The organism is Massilioclostridium coli, from assembly GCF_900095865.1.
In the GTDB taxonomy this organism is placed as follows: domain Bacteria; phylum Bacillota; class Clostridia; order Oscillospirales; family Ruminococcaceae; genus Massilioclostridium; species Massilioclostridium facile.
Map to the genome: position 1 here is coordinate 290,077 of NZ_FMIZ01000006.1, position 25,943 is coordinate 316,019.

A 25,943-nucleotide genomic window follows, 5' to 3' on the forward strand; every position below is an offset into this window, starting at 1 on the left:
TTACTTTACGCATTTACTTTTAGCACCTGGCACGCATCTTTAAAGATTTTAGTGAATCCAGTAATCGTGGTAATAGCGGCACGTTCCAATTGTTTATCAATTAATTTATCATATTCTACAGAAACATCCGCAGCAATTACACGCTCCAAAGCACAGCGTTTATCCAATCCGATTATGTAACCAGTAGGAACAGAAGATGTTTTAATCAATGTAGCACCCAGAGGAGTAGTCAAACGCCCTGTGCCTTGGAAATTTAAACCTGTCAACGGATTCTTAAATTCTTCAATTTCCAACATTTTTAACATTACATCTGGAGCAACCAGCATAGTGTTCATCTCATAAGATTCAAATTTGCTCCACAAAGTCAGCAAATCAGTATAAGTCAACTTACCAGCAGAAGCTACATTGGTTACAGTTGCTGGATTGGAATTCCCATCTCCATCTTTTAAAATGGTAACTGCATCTGTCAATAAAGTTTTTGCTAAATAAGCGCCAATCTGACGCAAAGTCACAGTAAACACATCCAGTTTCTGGAATCGGATTGCCTCATAACTGGCTTCCAATAATCTACCACGTTTTTTCAGTGTTACCAGGTTTTCCTGTAATTTTACCGCAGTGGATGGGATATCTCCCCCTTCATCAACCTGTTTCATCTCTTTGTCATCGTCACTTGGAATTGAACAAATAGCACGGTAATCTAGGCTATCAATTTTTGTAGTAGCCGCTACAATATCGCTTAACACATCTACTTCTTCCATGCCCTGGTAAACTGCACGGGAAATATATTCTGGAAACAACGCAGTAGAATCAGAAGTCTGGAAGAATTTTTGCAATGCATCGGAATTTCTTCCAGCAACTTTGATATCAAACCGTTTTAACTGTCTTTGGTAAGCATCCAATCCTTCCAATGAACTTCCTTTATAATTTTCACTTGGGTCTAAACTTTCCAGTACCTGGGTAAAACTTTTTCCTGGTACGGAATACATTCCTTTTTCTAATCGTAATGTTTCGTAATTCATTTTCGCTTCCTCCTAAATATAAAACTCACGGTTTTCTGATGTATCTTTTTTTGGTTTCTGGTATCCTAGTTGCGGTTTGCCTGTTTTCTGGCAAGATTTTGCGAACGCTTCTTTTAATTGTTTCAGTTCTTTCGCATCCATTTTTTCCAACAAAATACGGATTGCCTGTTCATCCAACGGAGAATTGCTTAAAAAACTTAGGGAAATAATATCAGATTTCAGGTCCTGGAGATACTCCCGCCCTAATAGAGCTTTTTCCTCTAAGCGGTCTATGTATAATTTCAGGTTTTTCTGTTCTTCCACACTAATAGTACCTGTTCCTAGCGATTTTACCACTTCTTCATTGGTCCTTGCTTTTCGTTTTGGTTGGGTTTCGATTTGATGGTATTGTTTTGTCACACCTGCTGCTGGCTGGGCAGGGACAGCAACAAACGACCATTCATATGCGTCCACTGGCTGCTCCAATTTGGTGTAACATAGCTTTCCTTGATAAAATTCACCATTTTTATGTTCACAGCAGCCATAGCTTAAATCCGCTCCACAAATGCTACAAGTTTTCCGCAATACTCGGCAGCCTACACTGACTTCTTTTTTGATACCCGCGTCAATCTCCAATAAAAGGTCTTTGTCTTTTTCGGTACGCACCATATAGGCTTTTGCTTTTAAACAACTGTAGGGTTCCCCATATTGGGTTTTGTGTTGGGGATCTGTTTCCACCCAGGTATGGAAAATCCTTGCCGCCTGATCCTCACTTTTTTGGCTGTGATCAAAAATCCCTGTTGTCCCTATATAAAGAGCCTTTAATTTTTGTAAGGATTGGGTGGTAAACGCTTCCCCATCCCGGTCCACCTCATTGTCACATAACACAACTGTAAAGCTAAACAGTTCTTTTTCGGTGAAGTTTCTCCTGGTATATTGGTTAATCTTTTGTAGATCCTCTTTTTCTAACTGGTTGGTTTTAATTGTCTGGTCCATTGATTTTCCTCCTTTCTCATGGTTCTATTGCTGTACTTAAGTCTACAGGAATTTGTTTTGGCTCTTCCCCGTTTTCCAATTCCAGCTTTGCGGCTTGTGCATTGTACAATCTTGCCTGGGCAGCATTGATTTCATCTTCAAAATTCAATGTATCCCACTCTACAGTAGGATGGCAGGAAAATCCATTTAACCGCAAATATGTGGTTCCAATCCGTTCTAATACCGGATTTAATAATCTGCGGTAATAACAAAGTTCACTGTTTAATGTACTTGCCTGCTGTTGGCTCATACGTTCTGTTGTACTCCAACTCAAGCCCAGCATAAAAGGTGGAAGCCCTAATTTTGCGATAATCTGTTCCAACATCTGCCTTGCTGGTACCTCACAGTCAATCATCTGGTTATCTGCACCAATTACTTTGATATCTACATCTCCGACCGCAATAAAATCGCGGATGTCTCCGGTTTTTCCTGCAGCCATACCAGCAGCCCATTCTTTCGCGATTTGCTGTGCCCGCTCTTTTGCGTATGCAGCATCCATCCCTTGGTTAGATGGACGATAGGTCACTGCAAACCTTACATTTCCAACACGGTCAAAATTCTCTCCAATTGCATGGTAAATCTTCAATAAAATAGAGCTGACAAACGGCAGGCTTTTCAAAATAGAATCTCCACAAACTTTTCCTGGCTGTGGATTCAATGCTGTAAATAAAATCAGCTGTGGCATCTCCAAAGGCACTGGATTTCCATGGTCATTACGGAAAATTTCAACCTGCAATGGGTTATCTCCTCTTTGGATCAAAACATTTTCAAAAGAAGAATTATATAACCCTGCAATCTGTCTTCCATTGGCGGACAATACGATTTCTCCAATGGCGTTTCCAAATAGTAGCAAGCTATCTAAATAACTACAAATAAAACTTTCCAGCCCCATTTGGGTAGGTCCCACTTTTACTTCCCGAGCAAACTGGTTTAACTCTCGTTCCGCTGATTTCTGGTTACATACAAAACGGAATCCACCAATTAGCCGCTGAATTTTATACAAAGCGGAATCAATGACCGGAATCGCTTCCCTCATACAGGCATACAGCTTTGTTTCAGGTGTCATCAGAGGAACATACCGGTCAAGGATATGGAATGGGTAATTTCCCGGCCTCAGCTGCACAATGGCCTCTGCTGGGGCTTCTGGCTGTTTGCGTTTTAATCGTCCCAAATTCATCCCTCCTAAATTCAATTTCTGGCAGCAGAATACACAAAAAAAGAGTCTTGCTGCCGGTTCCAGATGGTGGATACAAAATAGCGGATGTCATCCATGGCATGGTCATTCTCTTTTTTCACCCGATCCTGCTTGCTATTTTCTTCCCAACAATAGATAGAGAATTCTCGTATGGTATCCTTGCATTGAGGAGAAAACAAAAGCTGCCTTTTTAATAGACAATCGGATACCAAACTGATACCAGTATTCACCTGGTTGATTGCAGAAATCACCTGGAATTTTCCGTGCCGCCGGATGCACTCAATAAAACTGCTAGCAGAGGGGTCAACCACAACCGCTTGGATGGAGTATCCTTCCGCCAGTTTTTCCAATTGTTGATAGTGTTCTTCATCCGTCCTACGAAACTGTTCTTTGCGAGAATCATAGTAATATTCTTTGATACGGTAAGCGTATTCACAGCATCCCCACAACCCCATTGAGGTTGGATTGGTAATTCCATAATCACAAGAAATATAGTAAGAAGAAAACGACCGTTCCTGTAACCCAACATGAATTTCATACTGAAACATCGGGTAAACTATACCGGATTGAGAAGTCCATTTTCCCAAAACAAACCGGTCATAAAAAGCACCTGAGTACAGGGATTGATATCGTTTCAGCATCTGAGGGGATAAAGACGGGTTATCTTCCATTTGAAAATGAAGATATAACGCATGTTTTTCTTCTGCTTTTTGAATCCACTCTAAATAGAACCAATGAAAAGGATGTTCAGGATTACAGTTAAACCAAAATTTAGAACCTTCCACAGAACAACGTGCCAAAGCCTGTTCCACAAACGAACGGGGCATTAGGGCAACTTCATCAAATAAAATACCAGCTAATGTCACCCCTTGAATCAACGCTGCAGAGGATTCATCTTTTCCTCCAAACAAATAAAACCGGTTGCTCCGATCTCCGTATTGGATTTCCAAATAATTGCGGGACAATACCAAACTACATTGAAATCCCAATGAATTGGCTAGCTGGACTAATGGAGTAACAATATTTCTTTTTAAAGAGGTCAAAGTTTTGCCACACAAGGCAAAATTCTGTTGGTTAAAATAAATACTTGCCCAAAAAACAAATGATAGGGACATACAAACCGTTTTTCCACTTCGCACAGCGCCATCACAAATAATGGCGTCATAATGGCAATAAGGGCTGTTCGGGCACCACCAGGTCAATACTTTCATCTGTTTCGGGGAGAAAGCCTGTAATTTATTCATCCTTATCTCCACCCCATTGTTTTGTGCCTTCTACAAAAGCCTGCAAAAATTCTTCTGTTGTTCCATGGTTTTGCTTTAATTGGATCAATTCCTGTATCAATTTTAAAGCCTGGTATCGATCAAATAATTTTACCTCCAAACAGCCATCTTTCTGTTTGATCTCCGATACCATATATAAATTCAAATTTTGCAGCTGCTTTTCATCCAATTCGTTTCCTTTCATCATTAATTGGATAATATCGTTGATTTCTCCAAACGCCAACCGTTCTAATCCAGATAAAACCATTGCTTGCAAATACTCCATATCCTTTTGTTTGGAATATTCACAAATTTGTTGTTTTATCTCTTCCCGTCCCATCAATTTAGCGGCTGTTTTTTCCGCGGACAAAGCTGGATACCCCGCTTTGATAGATGCTTCTTTTAAATTTTGAAAACAGCTAAAATAATAACAAAATAACTGTTCTTTTGGGTTTAACATTTAAAATTTTCCTTTCTTTTCCTTTTCACTTACCCCTAAAAACAACAAAAAAGTTGCATGAAAACATGCAACTTTTCAAAATTATATCTATTTTTATGGAAATCCTCTAAGTTTTTATTATAGCCCAAGTAAAGCAATACTTACTTTTATTGTATTTCGCCTTTATGCCCATACTTAGCCTGCCATACAAAAATTAGGCGTGTTGCTCAATCGAAATATAATTTTTATCATAATGTATTTGATACATCAAATTATATGCTACTATTTTTTCACATTCCATATCAACTTGGCGACATACCACTTACCCATATACATCGATAACATATATCACTAAAAATGATTTTTGATTTCCTCGATCCAAGCAGATTCATCCGATTCTATCGGTATTATTGTAAACTCCGCTGTTTCCTGCCTTAACATCTGTTTCCACCCAAATTTTCTCAGTTCATAATCCAAACTGCTGCAATTACTATCCGTTTCGTTCATTAAAGTAGAATAAAAATCATCCAGTTTTTCTTCAAATTCTTTATTTATCTGTTGTTGGCATAATATACTCAATAGTTGGGCAATATCCCCTTGTTTTGCTAAAGCCAAAAACCGTCTGCCGTCTATCATCTGTTCTACTGGCTGGATAACAGTCATGCTGCCATCCTCCCAGATAGTTTCCACCATTTCTGAAGGTGTGTATGCCATTCCACCCAAATAATCCACAATTTGAATCAATCCGTTATAATCAATCCTCATATACCGATGGATTGTAATCTCTAATTTTTCAGATACTCCTCGTACCGCATAGGAAGCACCACCATAATCATACATTCCACTTATTGTGTCTGTTTTTCCATTTACAGTAGTTTTCATTGTAATAGGTAGTTCCGCTATCGAGATTCTATTTTGCATGGCGCTAATGTGCAACAATAAAAATCGTTCTGCCTCCCCTCCTCTAGAAGGGGTAAAAATCAAAAGAGTAGTTAAATCTTCATCTTTTGACGCCTGATATACATACTGCGTTGTTGGAGATTCTTCTTTTGTCTGGGATTGGATCATGACAATTAAAATAACCGCCGCAACCCCCCCTATAATAATAAAAGATAATAGAAAGGACTTTAAAAATAATCTAACACTCTGTTTCACATTCCATCCCCCTAAATAAGTATACCCTTTTTTAAAAAACCCATACCAATATTCTACAAATTAAAAAACAGCCCAGCAGTATTCCACCGAGCCGTTTGTAAAATTGAACATGACATATTGCAAGGTTTTACTCTACCACATCGTTTCTGCGGAAGAACAATGAGATACACCATAATCCAGCTAGCCCTACCAAAGAATAAATGATACGACTAACGATGGCACTCTGTCCACCAAATATCCAGGCTACAAGATCAAACTGAAACAGTCCAATCCCGCCCCAAACAATAGCACCGATAATTACCAGTGCCAATGCAATTTTATCTAACATGGTTATTAACTCCTTTAACTATCAAATGTTCGATACTAGTATTACCAGCCTTTTTCAAGATTATTCAATTTACAAAAATAAAATTTTATGTTACACTATAGTTTACGCACAAAACGACAAATAGGAGGAAATAAAATGAGTGAAGCACAATTCATTATCTTATATTTAATTGTTGGCGCAATCATTGTATTGGGTATCGTATGGCTTATAAAGGCCAACCGTCGCCGTGGTGTAAAAGGGGAACGTGTTGTAGCGGGAATTTTAAGGCGGTATGCCCGTCGTTATCATGGTAAAGTCATTAACGACCTGTATCTTCCTCTATATGACCAAACCACACAAATTGATCATATCTTAATCGCTCCATTTGGAATGATTGTAGTGGAAACTAAAAACTATAAAGGGGAAGTTTATGGCAGTCCGGATGAAACTCAGTGGACCCATATTGTAGGAGACAATAAACATAAATTTTATAACCCAGTTATGCAGAATAAAACCCACATTGAGAATATCCGCCATATTTTTCAAAAAGAAAAAGTATACAATGTTTCCATTGAAAATGCAGTGGTATTCGCAGATAAACGCCTAGTATTAGGGATTCCAAAAGGCATGCCTGTTTATAGTGCAAAACGTTTCCGGAAACATCTGGGGGATTTTCAGTATTACACTGATAAAGGAGTAAATGTAGAACGAGTATATGATGTTTTAAAAAAATACCAAGTAACAGATCGAAAATTAATTGCACAACATAATAAAAACGTTAAAAAAATTGCGAAACAAAAATAGATTGCCCAATAGTTTATCCTATTATGGATAAATTATTTCCAGTATGGTTTAAAACCCTCTTTTTCTTATTTAGTAGAATAGCGAAATTCCCTTTTCGGCAATACGAAAAGGGAATTTTTACTTTTTATTCAATACTAAAAAATTAAGTGTTATTTTATTACGCTATTATATTTTGTAATTTACCATCAATATAATTATTTTAAACGATATTGTATCAAAAATTTAAAAAGAGGATGTTGTTCAAACAGAATCGCATCCTCTTTTATCATTTTACTTTTCACAATGTATGTAGTTTATTATAGGCACAGAAGGTATCTATAAGGATGTCAACGAATAATATCAATCATCATATATGCCGGTTTCTATTAGTTCTCCATCCGAATTGTAAATCCAATATGTTCTATTGCTTACTTGTTTTAATATTTGCTTTCCTCTGAACAGCACATTTTTATATTCGTAATACTCCAAACTAAGATCTAAATAGGAAGTATCACGAACAACCATTTTCATCCCATTTTCTATCATCGTATCATCTGAGCAGTATGTAAAAGCACTACATAACATTCCAAATCCAAGTATCGGTATAACACTTACACAATAAAGGGAAATTACAATGCTTTTTATTATTAATGAATATTTAAATTTTTGAATGATAGGAAAAGAAAAAATTTTTATAATTACATAAATGATAAATATTAAAACAGAAAAGATCAAAAACCAAAATAAAATGCAATCAGGAGTATCTCTTAAAACTAAATTTAATGATTTTTCGATTATCAATAAAAACATTTTCAATAACAAGAAAATTGTAATTGGAATTAGTCCCCAAAAATATTTAATAATTTTCATCGTTATTCCTCGCAATTTAGTACGTATTGTATCCACATACAATATAACGATAGGTGGTCAGAAAACAATCGATCCAACCACCTATAAAAACTTTGTCAATACATCTTATTTAATGTCTGTTTTTTCTTTTTTAATTTTATGATAAGTTATTTATTTTTCTTACGGATTGCCAACAGTACTACTCCCGCAATCGTTGCAGCAATCGCTCCCGCTACTGGAGTTGTATCACCTGTTTTGGCTGCATTTGCTTTTGTCGTAGTAGATTCTTGTCCTGTTTGTGTCCCGTCCGCATTGTTATCTGCTGGTGTTTCGTTAGTTGGTATTTCTACTGCTACTAACCCTTTCATTGCTTCCTGTACACTTGTTACTGCTGCATCTACTTCTTCCTGGGTTGCATCTTCGTTCGCCATCACTGCGTTTGCTTCTGCTACTGCTGCTTCCAGTACTGCGTAGCTTTCCGCTGTGTATGCATTGGAATCAACTTCATTCGCTTCCGCAATCACTTTTTCCAGGATGGATTTATCCGCTTTGTATCTCAGGTTCAACATCGCGTTCAACAGATTACTTTCTGCCACTTCGATTTCTTCTGCCATTGCATTGTCTTTATCAGCCAATAAATCTTGTGCTGCCTTCAATGCTTCCTGAAATTCTGCCTGGCCTGCTTCTACATAGTCATTTATGTCGTAGGTTTCTGCCAATGCTACCAAATCTTCTAAGGAAGTAATATCGCCTTTCACAAAGCCTAGTTTATGGATTTCTGTCAGTAATGCTTTCCATGCTGTATCCACAGTTTCCTGGGTTGCCATATCATCTTTTGCGACTAATTTTGCTGCATCCAATGCTGCTTTAAAGGTTTCCTGTACATCTGCAATTACATTATCAAACTCATCGCTATCTGCTGCGTTTTCCGCATAGGCAATGACTTTATTCAGAATATCCTTATTAGTTTCTACCGGTTCTGCTGGTTTACCAGGAACGGATACTGTCCTTACTGCAGTTGCAGATCTTCCATCTTTAGAAACTGTAAATGTTAATTCTACTTCTGTATCTGTTTCTGGATTTGTAATTTTTCCATCTAAGGAAATAATTTCAGAATGACTTGTATTTGTCAGTTCTACTATAAAGCCTTCTGGAACTTCTGGCATTGTTAACTGAGTATCATCTTGTGCAATAATTGGAGTTTCCAATTGACTGGCAACAGATTCTACTGTCTGCACAATATTAGAAACTACAAAGGCATCTACATCAACATAACAACCAGAGGCTGCTGGATTTTGTTCCCCTGTTACTACAACCTCTATGGTGTGCGTACCCTCTGATAAATTATCCAATCTAAATACTTCAGATTGACGTATGATAGTAGGGGAATACAAATCAATCTTATCATATGGTGTTCCGTCCACAATCACCTGTGCAATTCCACGGTTGGATTCCCTGCTTGCTAACAAAGCAATGCCATCTCCTTCAAATTGGAAGCTTGCCTTGTTGCCTGCAATATTAGAATAGCTAAAGGTTTCGTTACAAGCGCCCTGTATAGGGTCATGGGTCCAGTTACCTTCATAAGAAACTTGTGGATCCTGGTCATCCACCGTAGTGGTTGTGATGATTGGATCATCCCCCATACCTGTTCCAAAGAAAATACCACTCAAGGTAGCATTTGCCCCTCTCATTTGGTCAATTCGGAACCGTGCAGATTTATCATATTGATAAATTACATATGCACCATCTGAATAATCTTTTACCACTTTTACAGGTGCTACCATATTTAAAGTATCGCCATCAAACATTTCAATTGCCAGCTGCCTTGTATTGTCGCTGTCCCAGTCCACAAAATAAAGGGCAACTGTGTATTCTCTCTGTTCCTTTAATTGAATATCCACAGTAAAGGTTTGCTGGCAAGCGATTGGGTCATTGGTGTATAGGGCACCAATGTTCCTGTTTTCCAAATTCAACCGGTTGCTAGCCAATGCCCGTACATCATTGGTGTTTTCTGCCCATTGGGTAGAATTTGCTTTGGTGTACTGGATATCTTCTACATAATCGGGTAATACACGTACGTCTCCGCCATTATAGGCGCACAAAACATAGCCTTCAGAACCATATACGCCACCCCAGTTTCCTTGGGTTGTTGTATCTGTTCCTAAAATTTCAGCGTCATATTTATATACTGGTGCTGTATAGGTAGGTGTAGTACCTTCATAGTTTACTTTAAATTGATAATTACCACCAGAAACTTCAAAGTAAACAAAAGTTTCATCCTGTTGTTTAATTTCCTGGAGAGCTCCATTCATAGAAATTGAAGTGATTTCTTTTTCTACTTTTGGAATGCCAATTTTCGCTGTCGTCCCCTCTGGAACGATAACGCTACAATCCCCTGTATTGGTATCAAAAGAAACTTCTATCTTTCCATAAGGGGTCATTGTGCTTCCAGAAACCCTGGTTAACTGTCTACCTAAATGAGGGGTAACCTCAAAAGTAGTAAATCCTGGCTGTGTCGCGTGAATTCCAAGAATTTCTTCATTCATCCAAGGTAGTACTCCTGCACTCCAAGGATGAGCTAAACTAGTATAACCTGCCTGGTTATTTGGTACTGGTCCATTTTGATCCAGTTCAGCATTCCATTGTGGACGGTAAGTTTCAAAGAATGTAGTACCACCATATTCAATCTGTCCACCCCACAAATCTAAAATAGAAGAAATTGCATCATCATATCTTCCTGTTTCCCCCATAGCCTGTAAAATAAAATACTGGTTAAACGGAGAATAAGATAAACGATTTATACGATCTGTAAAATAAGTTTCAGCAATTTGCGCTTCCGCTTCTTCTGGTAAAACGTCCGCATTTACTGCATCGGAAAAAGCATGGATTCCATATTTTTGATACCATTTAGGGTCACTCTGCAATTCCGCTGTTTTTTCATCAGCATATCCTTGATATTTATCCGCTAACTCAGTTTCTCCAAGGTCACGTAATACCTCAGAAAAATCTTTCCATGCCTGGATGGAGAGAAGTTGATATCCATTCTGGTTTTCCTCAATATTTGGGTTTTCAAACCCAGCACCTAGTCGTTCATCCCATCCATAAAATCCTAAATTTGGATTGGTTCCATAAATATCATAGGCATGGTCTAACCGTTTGGTGGCTTCACTTAATAAAGATTTGACCCCCTGTTGGTCACCAGTATATTCATAATAATCAATTAAACTTAATACCCAATATAACTCATAACTTTCAATACCATTGGAGCGTGTAGAAGTATATCGCATATTTTCCAATACAAAATCGGTATTATAAAAAGCCACTAAAGAGGCCGCCTGGGTTGGATAAGCATCCCCTGTCCAAGAATGACGATCCCCACGGTCCATTAGAATAGCCGCCATGTAATCTTTTTTCAGATTAGCACGAACATCATAAGCTGCGGTATACCAAATTTTATTTAACATCTCGTTATCACTGTCAAAGCTGCCCTCGTAATTGACAGGTTTTGTCTGGCAAACTAGACGGATATCTTAAATATGAAATGGTTGATCAAAATTTGTTACATTAATAAATCCAAATCGAACACCTTCATACAATTCAGAGTTCAACTCTAACCGATATGTATCACCATATTTCACTGGAGCCGCTGTTTTAGAAGGAGATTGTGGACCAGAATTTACAAAGGCTGGCTGATTATATTCACTAACTCCTAAGGTAAGCTCTCCAGATAAATCGGGGCTGTCAATTTCCAACCATCCAGCAAACTCTACACCAAAGTCCAATAAAATAGTTCCTTCTCCTGTTACTTCAATATCTACATTGTCTGTAGTAGCGGAATCTAATCTTTGAAATGCATCTTCCTGTTCTGTTGTAGCAGAAACTGGTTTTCTTAAAAATATTTCTAAATCATCATCCGCTGTTGGATTATCCCAACGGTAATTAACTAGTGGATCTGGAGAATAGGGCTGTTCTTCTCCACTAAAACTTCCATCAGCAACATACTCATAAGGCTCTGTAATTGGAGAGCTTCCCCAGATAGGAGGATTTGGAGGGGCAATAATACTTCCATATACTTTCATCTCAGCAATCTGCATATAATAAGTATTAAAATCATCTACCCCATATCGTGTACCAACAATTCTTACTTTTTTTGCTTCTATTGGTTGATCGAAAGTAAATACTTGTTCTTCCTCTGTTGCTTGATAATCCTCATAGCTTGCAAGATCAATCCAGTCTTTTTTGTTTATGGTATATTGTAATTTAAAATCTTTTGGGAAGGTAGAAGTAAACCCTTTCCTTGGAGTAATTACAATTTTGGAAACAGATGCAGTTCCCTGGAAAGAGAGTACAGCATAATCCCCCTCAGGAGGAGTATCTGTCTGATACCCACTAGAAGACCAAAAAGAATCTTCATTTCCATCCACCAAATTTTGTGCAGTTAACGAGCTATTTGCATTGCTAGAAGTGCTTGCTGTAACCTCTAACCACCCTTCATTCTCTCCGAGGTTTTTCCCATACGAAATAGTTGGACAAATAATTGCCATCATCAAGGACAACACCAGCAATAATGCTGTTGTTTTTGCAAATCGTTTCATAAATAATTCCTCTCTACTTTCTTATTTTTCTGCTTTTCATCTCAATTTAAAATTTCTACAATTAATTTGTTTTATCTCCCTCCTTTTTTATAGGATTAAGTTATCTCGTATCAATTTTATTTTATAGTTATTTATGTGAAAAGTAATATAATGTCAGTTTATATTATAATATAACTATATAAAAAGACAATATTTTTAAAAAAATTTATTGTTTTATACCAACATCCTATTATCTATTTGTATATAACATCCAACTATAAAAGCTAAAACTACTATTAAAGTGATGGCTTGTGTAGGCTCTGGGAAAGCCTACTGCCGGATAACCCCTCAAGAGGTACTTAGCATCACCCTGCTATCTGGTTCCATTAAACACCAACAGTCTATGTGATTAACCGTCAATCTCTGTTCTGTATACTTTTGCCCTGCAAAAGTAGGTTTTTTAATGAAAATTATTTCCTCTAAAACTTTCTCTTTCTATTCTGGGTAAAACTGGGGATTTGGTTTTGCTTAGACGAACAATAAACAAAAAAGATAGCAGGCTATTATAACCTGCTATCTTTTTAAACTATAAAACTATTTCAATAGAATTATTTTTTTCTACGGCTAAGGATGGCTGCAGTACCTGCTAATGCAAGAACCATAATACCAGCAATTGGCGCAAAGTCGCCTGTTTTCGCTGCGTTTGCTTTTGTTGTGGTAGATTCTTGCCCTGTTTGTGTACCATCCGCTTTGTTCTCATCTGGTGTTTCGGTAGATGGTTTTTCTACTGCTACCAGACCTTTCATTGCTTCTTGTACTCTTTCTACTGCTGCGTCTACTTCTTCCTGAGTTGCATCTTCGTTCGCCATTACTGCGTTTGCTTCTGCTACTGCTGCTTCCAGTACTGCATAGCTTTCCTCTGTATATGCGTTTGCATCCTTGCCGTTGGCTTCCGCAATTACTTTTTCCAGGATGGATTTATCTGCTTTGTATCTCAGGTTCAACATCGCATTCAACAGATTGCTTTCTGCTGTTTCGATTTCTACCTGCATTGCATTGTCTTTATCCGCTAATAAATCTTGTGCTGCTTTCAATGCTTCCTGGAATTCTGCTTGGCCTGCTTCTACAAAGTCATTCATGTCGTAGGTTTCCGCCAATGCTACCAGGGATTCTAAGGATGTGATGTCACCTTTTACAAAGCCCAGTTTATGGATTTCGGTCATCAATGCTTTCCATGCTGCATCTACTGCATCCTGAGTTGCTGCTGGATCAGCCGCAATTTCTTTTGCTGCATCCAATGCTGCGTTGAAGGATTCCTGTACATCTGCGATAACATTGTTAAAGTCATCAGATGCTTTTTGTTCTTCTGCGTATACGATTACTTTGTTCAGGATATCTTTGTCTGTTTCTACAGGTGGTTCTGGAGATTCAGTAGTATTGTATACACCTAATTCTGCCAATTGGAAACGATATCCATCACTGCCTGGAACATCACGGGTACCCAATGTAAAGGCTCTTACTTGAATATAACGAGCCTGTTGTAATGTTTCGCAAGAAATTACAAGAGGTTTCCATACAGGAGCATTATCTTCATCCTGTTCATAGATAGTAGTGTAGTCTATACCATTTTCACTTATATTGATTTCATATTTTACAGGGAAGTTAAATGTCTTTCCTTCTGGAGAGAAATCATCTGTACGTGGATACAATTGGATTCGGTCAAATTCTTTTACTTCTCCCAAATCAACAACCAACTCAAATGGATTGTTACTGATATCTGGAGAATTTGTTCCATAACTCTCACTGGTAAATCCATTATTTCCTCCCAAATGGTTTAAGATACCATCTGTTAAATAGTCAGCACTCCATCCAGCTGCAGTATAAACACTATTTGCAGTTACTTTTGCACCAAGTGCTAAGTCATCATATCCACTCCATTTAAATTGAGCAGATAATGTCATATTATCAGTTGGTGTAATAGTAATCGTCTGGTCTGTGGATGTTGCATCACCGCTCCATTGTTGGAAGCTGTAATCCACATCATTTTTAACAACTGCCTGTATTGTAATAGGCTCATTCGCTACTGTTTTAATGGTAGTTGGAACACTCTGCAATTCGCCACCATTCACACTAATTTGGTATGGGACCGTTTCATCTGCTTGTTCTACATCAATATAACAATACTCGGTTACTCCAGCTTTAAATTGATAAGAACCAGATACTGCTTCAAATACTGCTTTACCATCTTCGGTTTTAACATAAATTAAACCATCTGTTTCAGTCGTAACTTCTTCTGGTGCTTTTCCATTCACTGTAATGGATTTTCCATCTTCTACTGGAACATAAATAGTAGCGGTTGTATTTGCTGGGATAACTGCATCATAAATAAACTGTCCATCTTCATAATCCCAGTTGCTTACAATAGTACCATATTCAGAGGTATAGGAACAATCCACATGTCCAATTAACTGATCTGGTGTTGGTTGTAATACAATATGTTTAAATCCAGGCTGATCAAAATCATACATAATACCAGCCATGTAACCATACATCCATTCTGCTACCGCACCATAAGAATAATGGTTAAAGGAGTTCATTCCAACATCGCCAAAACCGGTTTCTTTGGTATAAGAATTCCATCTTTCCCAAATAGTAGTTGCACCCTGATCCACAGAGTACAGCCAAGATGGGTTACCGTGTTGTAGCAACAATTGGTACGCAACATCATCTGCTCCAATTTTGCTTAAGGTTTGCATAATAATGGAAGTACCTAAAAATCCTGTTTGCAATTTATTTCCATTTCTAGAAATATTATCCAATAAGGTTTGTTCTACGATTGCTTCAGATTCTTCATTTGGTAATAAGTCAAGGAATAACGCAAACAGACATGCGGTTTGTTCTCCACGTTTTAAGCTACCATCTTCATTGACATACTGCTGCTGGAAGTATTCTTTTTCGATTTCATAAATTTCTTGATATTTGGTAACGTCATCTGTTTTACCTAATACTTCAGCCATTTCAGCCATCATCTGGGCATCCCAAGCATAATAAGCAATACCCAGCAATGATTTCATATCATCGTCATTGCTTTCGTATGCCAGCCAGTCACCATAGGAATGGCCTGCGCCTTTTTTATCTGTAGAAGCTAAGAATACATCAATGTATTTCTGCATGGATTCATAGTTTTCTTCAATTACAGATTTATCTCCATACATCTTGTACAAGTTATATGGAACAATAATTCCTGCATCCGCCCAACCAAGCTGTCCTGTACCGCCAAAACGAGTAGCTGGTGCTGTATCTGGATAAGCGCCATTGCTTGCCTGAGAATCTTTCATATCTTGCATCCATTTTTGTAAGAATCCTTTGGAATCTGCATTATAGGAAGCTGCGGTAGAGAACACCTGTGTATCAGCAGACCATCCTTGACGTTCGTCACGTTGTGGGCAGTCTGTTGGAACGGACAAATAGTTGCTGTATTGTCCCCAGAAAATATTACTGATTAGCTGGTTTACATCCGTGTTTCCAGTAGATAAAGTACCTGTATTTTCTGCAACGGATGTTACCACAATTCCTTTTACATTATGGATTGTCACTGGTTGTGTTGTGCTGATTTCCAGGTAACGGAATCCATAGAAAGTAGCGCTTGCCTGATAAGTTTCGATTCCATTTCCACTTAAAATATAACGTCCAGTAGCTTGAGCAGAGCGCAGGTTTGCAGTATAAATGCTACCTTCTGGGCCGTCATTTCCGCGGGATTTTAAACCATCATTATCGTTCAGCATTTCACCATGTCTCATGGTTAGCATAGCACCTTTTGGTCCTTCTACTTGGATTTTTTCCCATCCAGCAAAGTTTTGACCCAGGTCAATTACCGCTTTTTCATTTGGCTGCAACGTAAAGGATTCCCCATCCTGATAAGTTCCAGTTACATTAATTTTACCATGTTGGCTTTCATTTGCATCAATCGCACCATCATATACGGTAACTGTTTTTGTGTTTACTGTCAGGTCCTCCCGTACACGAACAGAAGGTCCGATTTGCGAAACAATCTCACCACTGAATTCCTGGTTGATATCCGCATAGTTCCAAGTAGAGTCATCATACCCATTATAGCGGAAAGATGTATCCGCATTCGCATCATAAGTTTCACCGTTAAAAATATCTCCAAAAACGATAGGACCTTGTAAAGAGGTTTTCCATGTCCTATCAGTGCCAATTACTTTTTGGCTGCCATCCGTATAGGTCAGTAATATCTGGGCACGGAACGCATTGTTTTTTCCTTGATTTCCTGCAACAGCACCATTCCACCAACCAGAGCTGACATTTGCCACAACGGTATTGGCTTCTCCTTCGTTTATCATTTGAGTAACATCATAGGTATAGCTAAATACACGTTTTAATGGCTGGGTATACCCTGGTTTTAATTCATCATATACCATGGAGCCGTCTTCTTGACGGGTACCAACTCGTTCCCCATTAATAAATACATCAAATACACCAAGTCCTGTTACATATAATTTAGCAGAAGCCAAATTCTGTTCTGGTGTAATTTCCTTACGGAAAGTAGGGATTCCTTGTGGAGGAAGTAAGATACCAAATCCACCACTTGCTACAAATTCTCCATTTTCATTGATAGAACCCTGTAAAAATGGATTTTGTCCATCGTCAAAATGATAGTTATAAACAACTTCTCCTTCCTGAGAATCTGTGTAATCCACTAAGGTGAAGTTATCTACTGTACCAGATTCGTTTCCATCAGCACGGAACCCTAACATACCAATTTGGACTGGGATACCTGTAGTGCTTTGGTCACTTATCTCGCCAATTGTAAAAGTATCTACTAATTGGTTATTAATATAAGTATTAATTTCATCCTGTGTAACATCTAATTTGATGTGTGCAGGTTTTGTTTTAAACTCTTCAATACTTCCAATTGCTGAAGTTACATCTTTCGTATGGGAAGCATAGGTTGCGTAGCTTCCATTTTTCCAGGTATGCGGTTTAAACATTACTTTACCCGGTTGGTCTTTGATGTTTAGTTGTACCATATAGAAATTATTGCTATCCATTGCATTAAACAACAGGCTAACCGCAGTATTTGAACAAGTAACATCCGCTTCCACTACATAGTGTACAGGTTCTTTTTCTCCAGTCTCAGGATCAAATGGTTCCACATAAGTATCATCAGAACCTACAAAATGGGTACTTAATCTACCGTCAACAATAGTTCCACCGCCAAATGGATTTTTTCCATCATCAAAATTATAATTTTTAACGACAATTCCATCAGCGTTTGTAGAATAATCTGTTAAAACAATGTTGTCCAACCAGCCATCTTCTTGTTCAGCAGAACTGGTACGGAATCCAATATTTCCGATTTCACCATTCAATCCAACACCAGCTAAACTGGATTTTGGACAAGTATTTACTAAATTTCCATTGATATAGGTGTCAATCTGATCATTGGTAACTTCTATTTTTAAATGTTGAACAGCCTTTACATCTTCTTTCATATATTCTGTAATATCCACATCTTCTAATGCATTAAAATTACCATTCTTTTTAAAATGTGGACGAAGCTGCAATTTTGTTGCATCTTCTTTTGCTGTTCTTACCTGCCACATTAAGTAGTTGTCCTTATCTTCCGCTTCAAATACTAAGGCAACTCCTGTGTTAACAATCTGAATATCAGCTTCCAGGGTATAGTCTAGATGAATAGGTTCTGGGTCTACAGGAGTTTCAGTAGAAGTTCCCATCTGAATCCATTGGGAATCGTTCCAAGCATCCTCTCCCAATAAGCCCATTTCAAAAGTAGCAATATCAGATTGAATTGCCTGTTGGTCTTTATCCCATACAGTTACTTTCCAAAAATAGGTAGTAGATGCTTGTAAAGCATCCCCAGCATACTGGATTCCTATCGATACACTACTTTCCTGCTTTTTAGAGTCCCAAACTTTTTGGGACAAATCTTTGTCTTTTGCTACAACAACCTGATATGCCGTTTGATGTTGTCCAATTACAGAAGATTCCATCTGCCAACTGAAAGTAGGGTTCGTTACATCAATCCCTACAGGGTTTACCGCATCTTCTGCCCTTAAGTTTGTAATAGTGGTTTCGTTTGTGTCTGCCGCAAAAATATTGATTGGTGTAAAAACAGATAACATTAGACACAACGCTAAAACCAACGCAAGTATACGATTTTTTCTCTTCAATGTTTTTTCCTCCTTAAGTAAAATAGTTAATACGAAAAATGAAAACCTCCTTTCTTCAATTAAAAGGTCCCAATGATTTATATAGTAAATTATACTCTTCTTTCTATAAAAAAGAAATAGATATTTAAAATTTTTGTATTAATTTCCAAATACATTTTATCTTATTTGTAAAAATTAAACAATTTAAAACTGTTTTTTTACTACTTGTTATTTGCTATAAATGATAAATCTATTTTTTTACAAACAAAAAACCTTACAGAAAAATTCTGCAAGGCATATAAATTCTTTATCGGTATCGTTATAAGGAAGGAAAACCAAAGGATTTTAGATTCATCCCTATCGTAGATAACATTTGGTTTTGCGCCACATTGATTGTATCATCAATTCTCTTACTATACTGCTCAACAAATTCTTGTGACATATAAGCAAAATCTTTATCAAATAATGGTTTAGATGGAACAATCAAGTCAGATTTATCCATTAAATATCTTCCGCCCTCTTCCCCTTTGCTATAATAAGTATCCAGAAAATCAGATGCTGAAAAATACAAATCCAAATCTTCGTCACCAAAACAGTATTGTAATACAATAGCATCTCCACCGCCTAGAGTAGAAATAATATATTTTTCATCCCCAACTTGGTATATCCATTCATATCCCTGTATCTCTTCGTTGTATGGAACATTTTTTGCCATCCATGCGTTCAAGGCGTAAAAGGGATCCGCAGATGGATCTGGCATTCCGCAATTAATACAAAGGTATTTTCCATAATCATGTTGTGGTGCAGCATAACAGTCTATATACTGATATCCACAATTCTGGCAAGTATGAATCGTATAACCTTGCTCAGAACAAGTAGGTGGAACCACTTCATTCCTATAATTATGGTGACATGGTTGTACCTTTGATGTTTCTGTCTCAGTTAATGTTTGTGCATCAGTTGAGGTTATTGGTATATCAGAAATGGTTTCAGAAACTTGAGGTTGCATAGAACTATCGACAGAAAAAGTTTTTCTGCTGCTCTCCTGTGCACTTTCCAAAGGACTTGATAAACTGTTGTTATTATCTGTTGTTGTCAGATTAGAGAGTTGGTAAGTAAACAACGCTATACTGGTAATAATCAACACGGCTAATGTACTAGAAATAATGGCTATATTTTTTGTTGTGAAACAGCATTTCCACTTCACTAATTTTTCAAGTAATCTCATTGAAAATATCCTCGTTTTACTTCATTTTAAATCACATCATCAAATGATATATCGTTCTATTTGAAAAATAGTTTTTGAACATGATACCACAAAGTAATATAAATTCATCATTTAATTGGAGATAAAATATCCTTCTGATAGAAAATAATTTATTGAAAATGATATAAAGAAAAAACTACATCCTAATTTCTATTGCCTAAAATGTGGTTTATAATTTACAGTTGTATTATAAAAAAGAGAGCCGCAATAAAAACAAGATTATCACTCATAAAAACAAAAAAGCCTGAACGCAACTTGCGTCCAGACTCGCTCTGGTGCGGATGAAGGGACTTGAACCCATATGAGATTGCTCTCACTAGAACCTGAATCTAGCGCGTCTGCCGATTCCGCCACATCCGCATATCTAATTTTAAGTCCGAAACTCGAACTGCTTAGCTATTATATCACGGCAGTTTTATTCTGTCAAGGATTTTTAGAAAAAAAATTAAATTTTTTGTCGTTCCTACAATTGTTGTTTTTCCGGCAATATGTTATAATAAATTAAATTTTATTTGTATAAAATCGTTGTCTTTTGTTATCACTAAAATAGCCTGTGTGAAAGAAAGGAAGAGAACAATGAGCCACTGGATTCACCAAGCAGTTTTTTATCATATTTATCCTTTAGGATTTTGTGGAGCGCCAAAATATAATGAGGAAATTGAACCAGTAAACCGTTTTGAAAAATTGATAGAATGGATTCCCCATTTAAAAATGTTAGGCATCAATGTTGTTTATCTAGGTCCAGTATTTGAATCCAGCAGACATGGATATGATACAAAAGACTATTATACGATAGATAAACGCCTGGGAACCAATGAATCATTTCAAGAAATTTGCCGACAACTCCATCAAAATGGTATTCGCATCGTATTAGATGGAGTGTTTAACCATGTAGGAAGAGAGTTCTGGGCGTTTAAAGATGTACAGGAGAAACGGGAAAACTCCCATTATTGCAGTTGGTTCCACAACCTTAATTTTGGCGGTGGCAGCCCAATGGGAGATCCATTTTGGTATGAAGCTTGGAACGGCTGTTTTGATCTGGTAAAACTGAACCTTCGCAATCCAGAGGTAGTAGAGCATTTACTCAATGCGGTTGGAAAATGGATCGATGATTTTGGCATTGATGGATTGCGATTGGATGCTGCTGATTGTGTAGATATGGATTTCTTCCGTACTCTAAAGCATTTTACTACCTCTAAAAAATCTGATTTCTGGTTGATGGGGGAAATTATCCATGGGGACTACAACCGTTGGGCAAACCCTGAAATGTTGGATTCTACTACGAATTATGAGTGTTATAAAGGGTTATATTCCTCCCATAATGATAAAAACTATTTTGAAATTGCCCATTCCTTAAACCGGCAATTTGGCAATGGAGGAATTTATCAAAACATTTATACCTATAATTTTGTGGATAACCATGATGTAGACCGCCTAGCTTCCCATTTAAATGATAAAAAACATCTACAAAATGTATATACAATTTTATATACCATGCCTGGGGCACCTTCCCTTTATTACGGAAGCGAATGGGGAATTGAAGGAAAAAGGACGAGAGATGACGATAGTCCCCTGCGTCCTTGTCTGGATCTCACTGAAATGCAAGGGAAAAACCCAGCATTGGTTTCCCACCTATCTAGATTAGCTCAAATCCGTCAATATTTTCCTGCCATTCAATACGGTAAATTTGAAAACGTGCAAATCAAAAATGAACAGCTGATTTTTAAACGTTATACAGACGGGCAAGTAATTTATATTGTGTTAAATCTGGCAGACCATGAAGAAACAATGGAGCTATATGCGAACTGCGCTATGCTGATGGACCTGTTGCGAGATGGTACAGCTTTTAAAAATGATGGTGGTAAATTCCAGCTTGCGATCCCAGCAAACTCCGCAATGGTTCTATTGGAGACTCAGGACATATTCCAATGGCATAGTCCGAAGGAATCACCAGTAGAAAAATTAGAACTATCTGACGAGCAAAAATGGCGGCTAGGGAGATACCGTCATTTTAAAGGGAACGACTATCTGGTCATTGATTTCGCGCGGCATTCCGAAACCCAGGAGTGGTATGTAGTCTATCAACAACTATACGGGGATGGCTCTACCTGGATACGTCCAGCGGATATGTTTTACGAAATTGTGGAACGGGATGGCATCCAACAGCCCCGGTTCCGTTATATTGGCGAAGAATAACAAAAAATGCAGTTCTATTACAAAGAATAGGACTGCGTTTTTATTGTTTACTGGATATCATCACAATTTTTCATGGAGGAAGCAGGGAAAAAATTTAACATTTTATCAGAATTTTTTTTGAAACAAAAAAATAGGTTTTCTTTTTGTATGTTTTCCTATATAATAAAAGATAGTGTTTATTTTCCCCTTTCTAGTAGGATAGTAAGTGGGATAAATTTTTGTCAGTAATTAGCTATCATAAATAGAATTTTAAATTGAAAGGAACGAGGTTATCTTCATGGGTGGAGTATTTGGCGTTGTATCAAAAGAAAGTTGTGTGATGGATTTATTTTTTGGAATAGACTATCATTCACATTTGGGAACCCGCAGAGGTGGAATGGCTGTTTATGGTCCAAAAGGATTTGACCGCGCAATCCATAATATCGAAAATTCCCCTTTCCGTACAAAGTTTGAACGAGATGTAGACGAGCTGGAAGGTACAATGGGGATCGGCTGTATCTCTGACAGCGAGCCACAGCCACTGTTGGTGCAATCCCATTTAGGCAGCTTTGCGATTACTACGGTTGGAAAAATCAATAATGTAGATGAGCTGGTAAAAGAGGCATACGAAAAAGGTAGGACCCATTTCCTTGAAATGAGTGGCGGCAATATTAATGCTACCGAGTTAGTGGCGGCGTTAATCAACCAAAAAGATAGTATTGTGGAAGGCCTGAAATATGTACAGGAGGTAATTGACGGTTCTATGACAGTACTGGTAATGACCCATGAGGGGATTTATGCAGCCAGGGACCGCCTGGGAAGAACCTCTTTAATTGTTGGTAAAAAAGAGACTGGCTACTGTGTTTCATTTGAAAGCTTTGCTTATATTAACCTGGGATATCAGGATTATAAAGAATTAGGTCCTGCCGAGATTGTGTATATCACACCAGAAGGGGTAGAAACAGTCAGCAAACCGGGCAAAGAAATGAAAATCTGTTCGTTCCTGTGGGTATACTACGGCTATCCAACTTCTACCTACGAAGGGGTAAATGTTGAGGATATGCGTTACCGCTGCGGTAAAATGTTGGCAAAACGTGATTCTGACGAAGTTCATCCGGATATTGTCGCTGGTATACCGGATTCCGGCATCGCCCACGCTATTGGCTACGCAAATGAATCCGGCACTCCATTTGCGCGCCCATTTATTAAATATACCCCAACTTGGCCCCGTTCCTTTATGCCAACCAAACAAAGCCAGAGGAACCTGATTGCCCGGATGAAACTGATTCCAGTGGATGTATTGATTAAAAATAAAAAGCTGCTGTTAATTGACGATTCCATTGTACGCGGGACACAGATGCGGGAAACAACAGAATTATTGTATCAAAGTGGTGCGAAAGAAGTGCATATTCGTCCAGCATGTCCACCATTGTTGTATGGTTGTAAATATTTAAATTTCTCCCGTTCCAAATCGGAATTGGATCTAATCACCCGCCGCATTATTTTAGAACGGGAAGGCGACCAAGCAGAAAAGATGCTGGAAGATTACGCAAACCCCGATAGCACAAATTACAAAGAAATGGTAAAAGAAATTGAAAAACAATTAAAATTCACCTCCTTAAAATACCACCGCTTGGATGATTTGATCGAATCCATTGGAATTGAACCATGCAAGTTGTGTACTTACTGTTGGAACGGAAAAGAATAAAAGCGAAAAAACTGCCAGGAATTTATCTCCTGGCAGTTTTTATAATTGGGCTAAAAAAGAAAATTTAATTGTCGATAAAAGGTAATTTACCATAATTTTTTGTAAAATACTTTCTTTATTTGTAAAAAATAATTGAAAAATGTCTGTTCATCCCTGTATATAGCCATTCGTCCCAAATATCTTGAAAATTAGAGCAAAACTGGTAAAATAATACACGTAGATAAGAAAGGAATGCCAAACAAGTGGAACATATTTCTCAAAAAGTTGTTGCTTATTTTTTAAGAAACAATGTCATCACAGAGGATGAACAAGACATTTACCAATATGGTACAGAGTTGGTTTTATCCAGTATTCTTGGAATCATGTTGGTATTGTTAGCAGGTATTATTCTTCATCAAGTATGGTATGCTGTAGTTTATTTAATCTGTATGATTGGGATTCGTCTTTACAGTGGTGGATTTCATGCAGATACTTATGTGGTATGTAATCTGACATTTGTGGGTGCTTTTTTGTTAGTTTATGGTGTAACAGTTTGGCTGCCTCTTACAATGTGGTTATGGGGTACAATCATATTTTGTATTGTAGCGTTAATCATAGCTTTTTGTCTTTCCCCGGTAGAACACCCAAATAAACCGTTTACTAAAAAACAAGGGCGAAAATACCGGAAGATAAGCTTAACTATGATGGTGTTGCTTTCCATTTCTGCGGTTATCCTTACCACATATCATATCTCGATTGGTGTTTGTATCGCCGCCACTTTATTGGTGATTTCCATGTTGATGATTGTGGGGATAATAAAAAACCATTCTTTAAGGAGCGACGGTTAAAATGAAAAATTTAAAAAAATCGATTGCAAAAAAAGCTGCTAAAGTGGTATTGGGGACAGTTAGAATGTCCAATGGTACAGCATCTATTTTTGATACTCATCAACCAAAAGAACCAGTTAATTTATCAGCTCGATTGGCAAATAAAAAATAGATTACTTTTTGATAACATCTTCTTTTATTAATTAAAATAAAGGAATTTTCGTAAAGAGGTTATAGGTTACTGAAAAAACTGTAGATAGCAAATTCCTCAGTAAATCAAATAGTAAATGTCGAACACACAACATTTTTCTATTTAAATGATTCTGTAACTATAACCCAAAAAACCGGAGTAAAATTTTACTCCGGTTTTTTCTATAAAATAGTAGTTCATCAGGATGGGTTGTTATTTTTTAGCCATCCCTTGAAAACCAATGATAAATCCTTTATACTTAGTATGGAAGGAAATTTCAAGACAAAAAGGAGTTTCTGTCATGTTAATAATTGTTACTTGCGATGACAGTTGGGCATTTTTAAAACTGATCCAGGAAAAATTAACACATTACTTTTCAAAAAAACATCTGAATATTGACCATCGTATATTTTCAGATAGCAATACAGCCATTCGTTACTGTTTAAAAAACACCGTGGATTTGGTTCTACTGGATGTAGAAATGCCCGGAAAAAATGGAATGGAAATGGCAAACATCCTCAACCAGAAAAAGCCACATCTACCCATCGCATTTGTTACCAGCCATGAAGAACTTGTTTTTGAGGCGATCCGATGCCGTCCATTTGGATTTATTCGAAAATCCTGTTTGGATGAAGATTTAGAGGATCTGGTAAAACGTTTCCTTCAGTGGATCCAAAAGCGTAATCAAAAAATTTTATTGGATGCAGAAGGTAAGCAGGTATCTGTTAGCATTCCGCAAATTTTGTATGTGGAAAGTGCCAAAAATTATATTATGGTACATACAGCAAAAAACATCTATAAAATTCGAAAAACAATTAACCAGTTTGAAAAAGAAGTGGGGCGTTATGGGTTAATCCGTTGCCACAAAGGTTTTTTGGTCAACTATGCCCACATTGAGGAAATTTCCAAACATGAACTATTCTTAACTGGTGAAGTATCGGTTCCACTCAGCCGCACATATACCTCGTCCGTTAAGGATGCTTTCATGCAATTTTCAAGGAGATAA

At 37.4% G+C, this 25,943-nt stretch carries 18 protein-coding genes and 1 tRNA gene; 6 read left to right on the forward strand and 13 right to left on the reverse strand.

The window, feature by feature from the left end:
• Window positions 1-5 precede the first annotated feature (5 nt).
• The 7 genes from BQ2683_RS03615 to BQ2683_RS03645 form a co-directional block, all read right to left on the reverse strand.
• Window positions 6-1,019 (reverse strand): phage major capsid protein, encoded by a 1,014-nt coding sequence (locus tag BQ2683_RS03615; protein ID WP_069987391.1) that lies wholly within the window; start codon window positions 1,017-1,019, stop codon window positions 6-8.
• Between the two features lie 12 nt (window positions 1,020-1,031).
• Complete coding sequence (locus BQ2683_RS03620; protein WP_069987392.1) at window positions 1,032-1,994, reverse strand: hypothetical protein; 963 nt, start codon at window positions 1,992-1,994, stop codon at window positions 1,032-1,034.
• A 16-nt stretch (window positions 1,995-2,010) separates the two neighbouring features.
• Window positions 2,011-3,210, reverse strand: coding sequence for a serine/threonine protein phosphatase (locus BQ2683_RS03625; protein ID WP_083256361.1), 1,200 nt, complete (start codon window positions 3,208-3,210; stop codon window positions 2,011-2,013).
• A gap of 11 nt (window positions 3,211-3,221) precedes the next feature.
• The gene (locus BQ2683_RS03630) at window positions 3,222-4,472 is read right to left on the reverse strand and encodes a PBSX family phage terminase large subunit (RefSeq protein ID WP_069987394.1); all 1,251 of its coding nucleotides are present in this window, start codon (window positions 4,470-4,472) and stop codon (window positions 3,222-3,224) included.
• On the reverse strand, window positions 4,465-4,950 hold the full coding sequence (locus BQ2683_RS03635; RefSeq protein ID WP_069987395.1) for a terminase small subunit: 486 nt from the start codon (window positions 4,948-4,950) through the stop codon (window positions 4,465-4,467). Before BQ2683_RS03635 ends, BQ2683_RS03630 begins: the two co-directional genes overlap by 8 nt.
• Before the next feature lie 330 nt (window positions 4,951-5,280).
• Window positions 5,281-6,084: an LCP family glycopolymer transferase gene (locus tag BQ2683_RS03640; protein ID WP_069987396.1), complete on the reverse strand. Its 804-nt coding sequence runs from the start codon at window positions 6,082-6,084 to the stop codon at window positions 5,281-5,283.
• A gap of 127 nt (window positions 6,085-6,211) precedes the next feature.
• On the reverse strand, window positions 6,212-6,412 hold the full coding sequence (locus BQ2683_RS03645) for a DUF378 domain-containing protein (protein ID WP_069987397.1): 201 nt from the start codon (window positions 6,410-6,412) through the stop codon (window positions 6,212-6,214).
• A gap of 135 nt (window positions 6,413-6,547) precedes the next feature.
• On the opposite strand from BQ2683_RS03645, the gene BQ2683_RS03650 reads away from it, so the two are divergent.
• On the forward strand, window positions 6,548-7,195 hold the full coding sequence (locus BQ2683_RS03650) for a nuclease-related domain-containing protein (RefSeq protein WP_069987398.1): 648 nt from the start codon (window positions 6,548-6,550) through the stop codon (window positions 7,193-7,195).
• Between the two features lie 339 nt (window positions 7,196-7,534).
• Here BQ2683_RS03650 and BQ2683_RS03655 read toward each other — a convergent pair whose 3' ends face one another.
• The 6 genes from BQ2683_RS03655 to BQ2683_RS03680 all read right to left on the reverse strand — a co-directional run bounded on the left by BQ2683_RS03655 (window position 7,535) and on the right by BQ2683_RS03680 (window position 20,418).
• Window positions 7,535-8,044 carry a hypothetical protein gene (locus BQ2683_RS03655; protein WP_069987399.1) on the reverse strand — a complete coding sequence of 170 codons (510 nt, stop codon included), beginning with the start codon at window positions 8,042-8,044 and terminating at the stop codon, window positions 7,535-7,537.
• A 146-nt stretch (window positions 8,045-8,190) separates the two neighbouring features.
• Window positions 8,191-11,487, reverse strand: coding sequence for an alpha-L-rhamnosidase C-terminal domain-containing protein (locus tag BQ2683_RS03660; RefSeq protein ID WP_069987400.1), 3,297 nt, complete (start codon window positions 11,485-11,487; stop codon window positions 8,191-8,193).
• A gap of 66 nt (window positions 11,488-11,553) precedes the next feature.
• Window positions 11,554-12,618, reverse strand: a complete 1,065-nt coding sequence (locus tag BQ2683_RS03665) for a discoidin domain-containing protein (protein WP_069987401.1) — start codon at window positions 12,616-12,618, stop codon at window positions 11,554-11,556.
• A gap of 587 nt (window positions 12,619-13,205) precedes the next feature.
• Complete coding sequence (locus BQ2683_RS03670; RefSeq protein ID WP_069987402.1) at window positions 13,206-18,812, reverse strand: family 78 glycoside hydrolase catalytic domain; 5,607 nt, start codon at window positions 18,810-18,812, stop codon at window positions 13,206-13,208.
• Between the two features lie 298 nt (window positions 18,813-19,110).
• Window positions 19,111-20,019 carry a hypothetical protein gene (locus BQ2683_RS03675; RefSeq protein WP_069987403.1) on the reverse strand — a complete coding sequence of 303 codons (909 nt, stop codon included), beginning with the start codon at window positions 20,017-20,019 and terminating at the stop codon, window positions 19,111-19,113.
• 312 nt (window positions 20,020-20,331) lie between these two features.
• Window positions 20,332-20,418, reverse strand: a tRNA-Leu gene (locus tag BQ2683_RS03680).
• A 216-nt stretch (window positions 20,419-20,634) separates the two neighbouring features.
• Here BQ2683_RS03680 and BQ2683_RS03685 point away from each other — a divergent pair.
• The 5 genes from BQ2683_RS03685 to BQ2683_RS03700 all read left to right on the forward strand — a co-directional run bounded on the left by BQ2683_RS03685 (window position 20,635) and on the right by BQ2683_RS03700 (window position 25,943).
• Entirely contained in the window at window positions 20,635-22,254 is a 1,620-nt protein-coding gene (locus BQ2683_RS03685; RefSeq protein ID WP_069987404.1) for a DUF1653 domain-containing protein, read from the forward strand.
• A 277-nt stretch (window positions 22,255-22,531) separates the two neighbouring features.
• A complete protein-coding gene (locus BQ2683_RS03690; RefSeq protein ID WP_069987405.1) occupies window positions 22,532-23,941 on the forward strand; it encodes an amidophosphoribosyltransferase in 1,410 nt (469 codons plus the stop codon).
• Window positions 23,942-24,183: 242 nt separating this feature from the next.
• Window positions 24,184-24,768 carry an accessory gene regulator ArgB-like protein gene (locus BQ2683_RS03695; protein ID WP_069987406.1) on the forward strand — a complete coding sequence of 195 codons (585 nt, stop codon included), beginning with the start codon at window positions 24,184-24,186 and terminating at the stop codon, window positions 24,766-24,768.
• Window position 24,769: 1 nt separating this feature from the next.
• Window positions 24,770-24,919 (forward strand): AgrD family cyclic lactone autoinducer peptide, encoded by a 150-nt coding sequence (locus BQ2683_RS13030; protein WP_083256363.1) that lies wholly within the window; start codon window positions 24,770-24,772, stop codon window positions 24,917-24,919.
• A 319-nt stretch (window positions 24,920-25,238) separates the two neighbouring features.
• The gene (locus BQ2683_RS03700) at window positions 25,239-25,943 is read left to right on the forward strand and encodes a LytR/AlgR family response regulator transcription factor (protein WP_069987407.1); all 705 of its coding nucleotides are present in this window, start codon (window positions 25,239-25,241) and stop codon (window positions 25,941-25,943) included.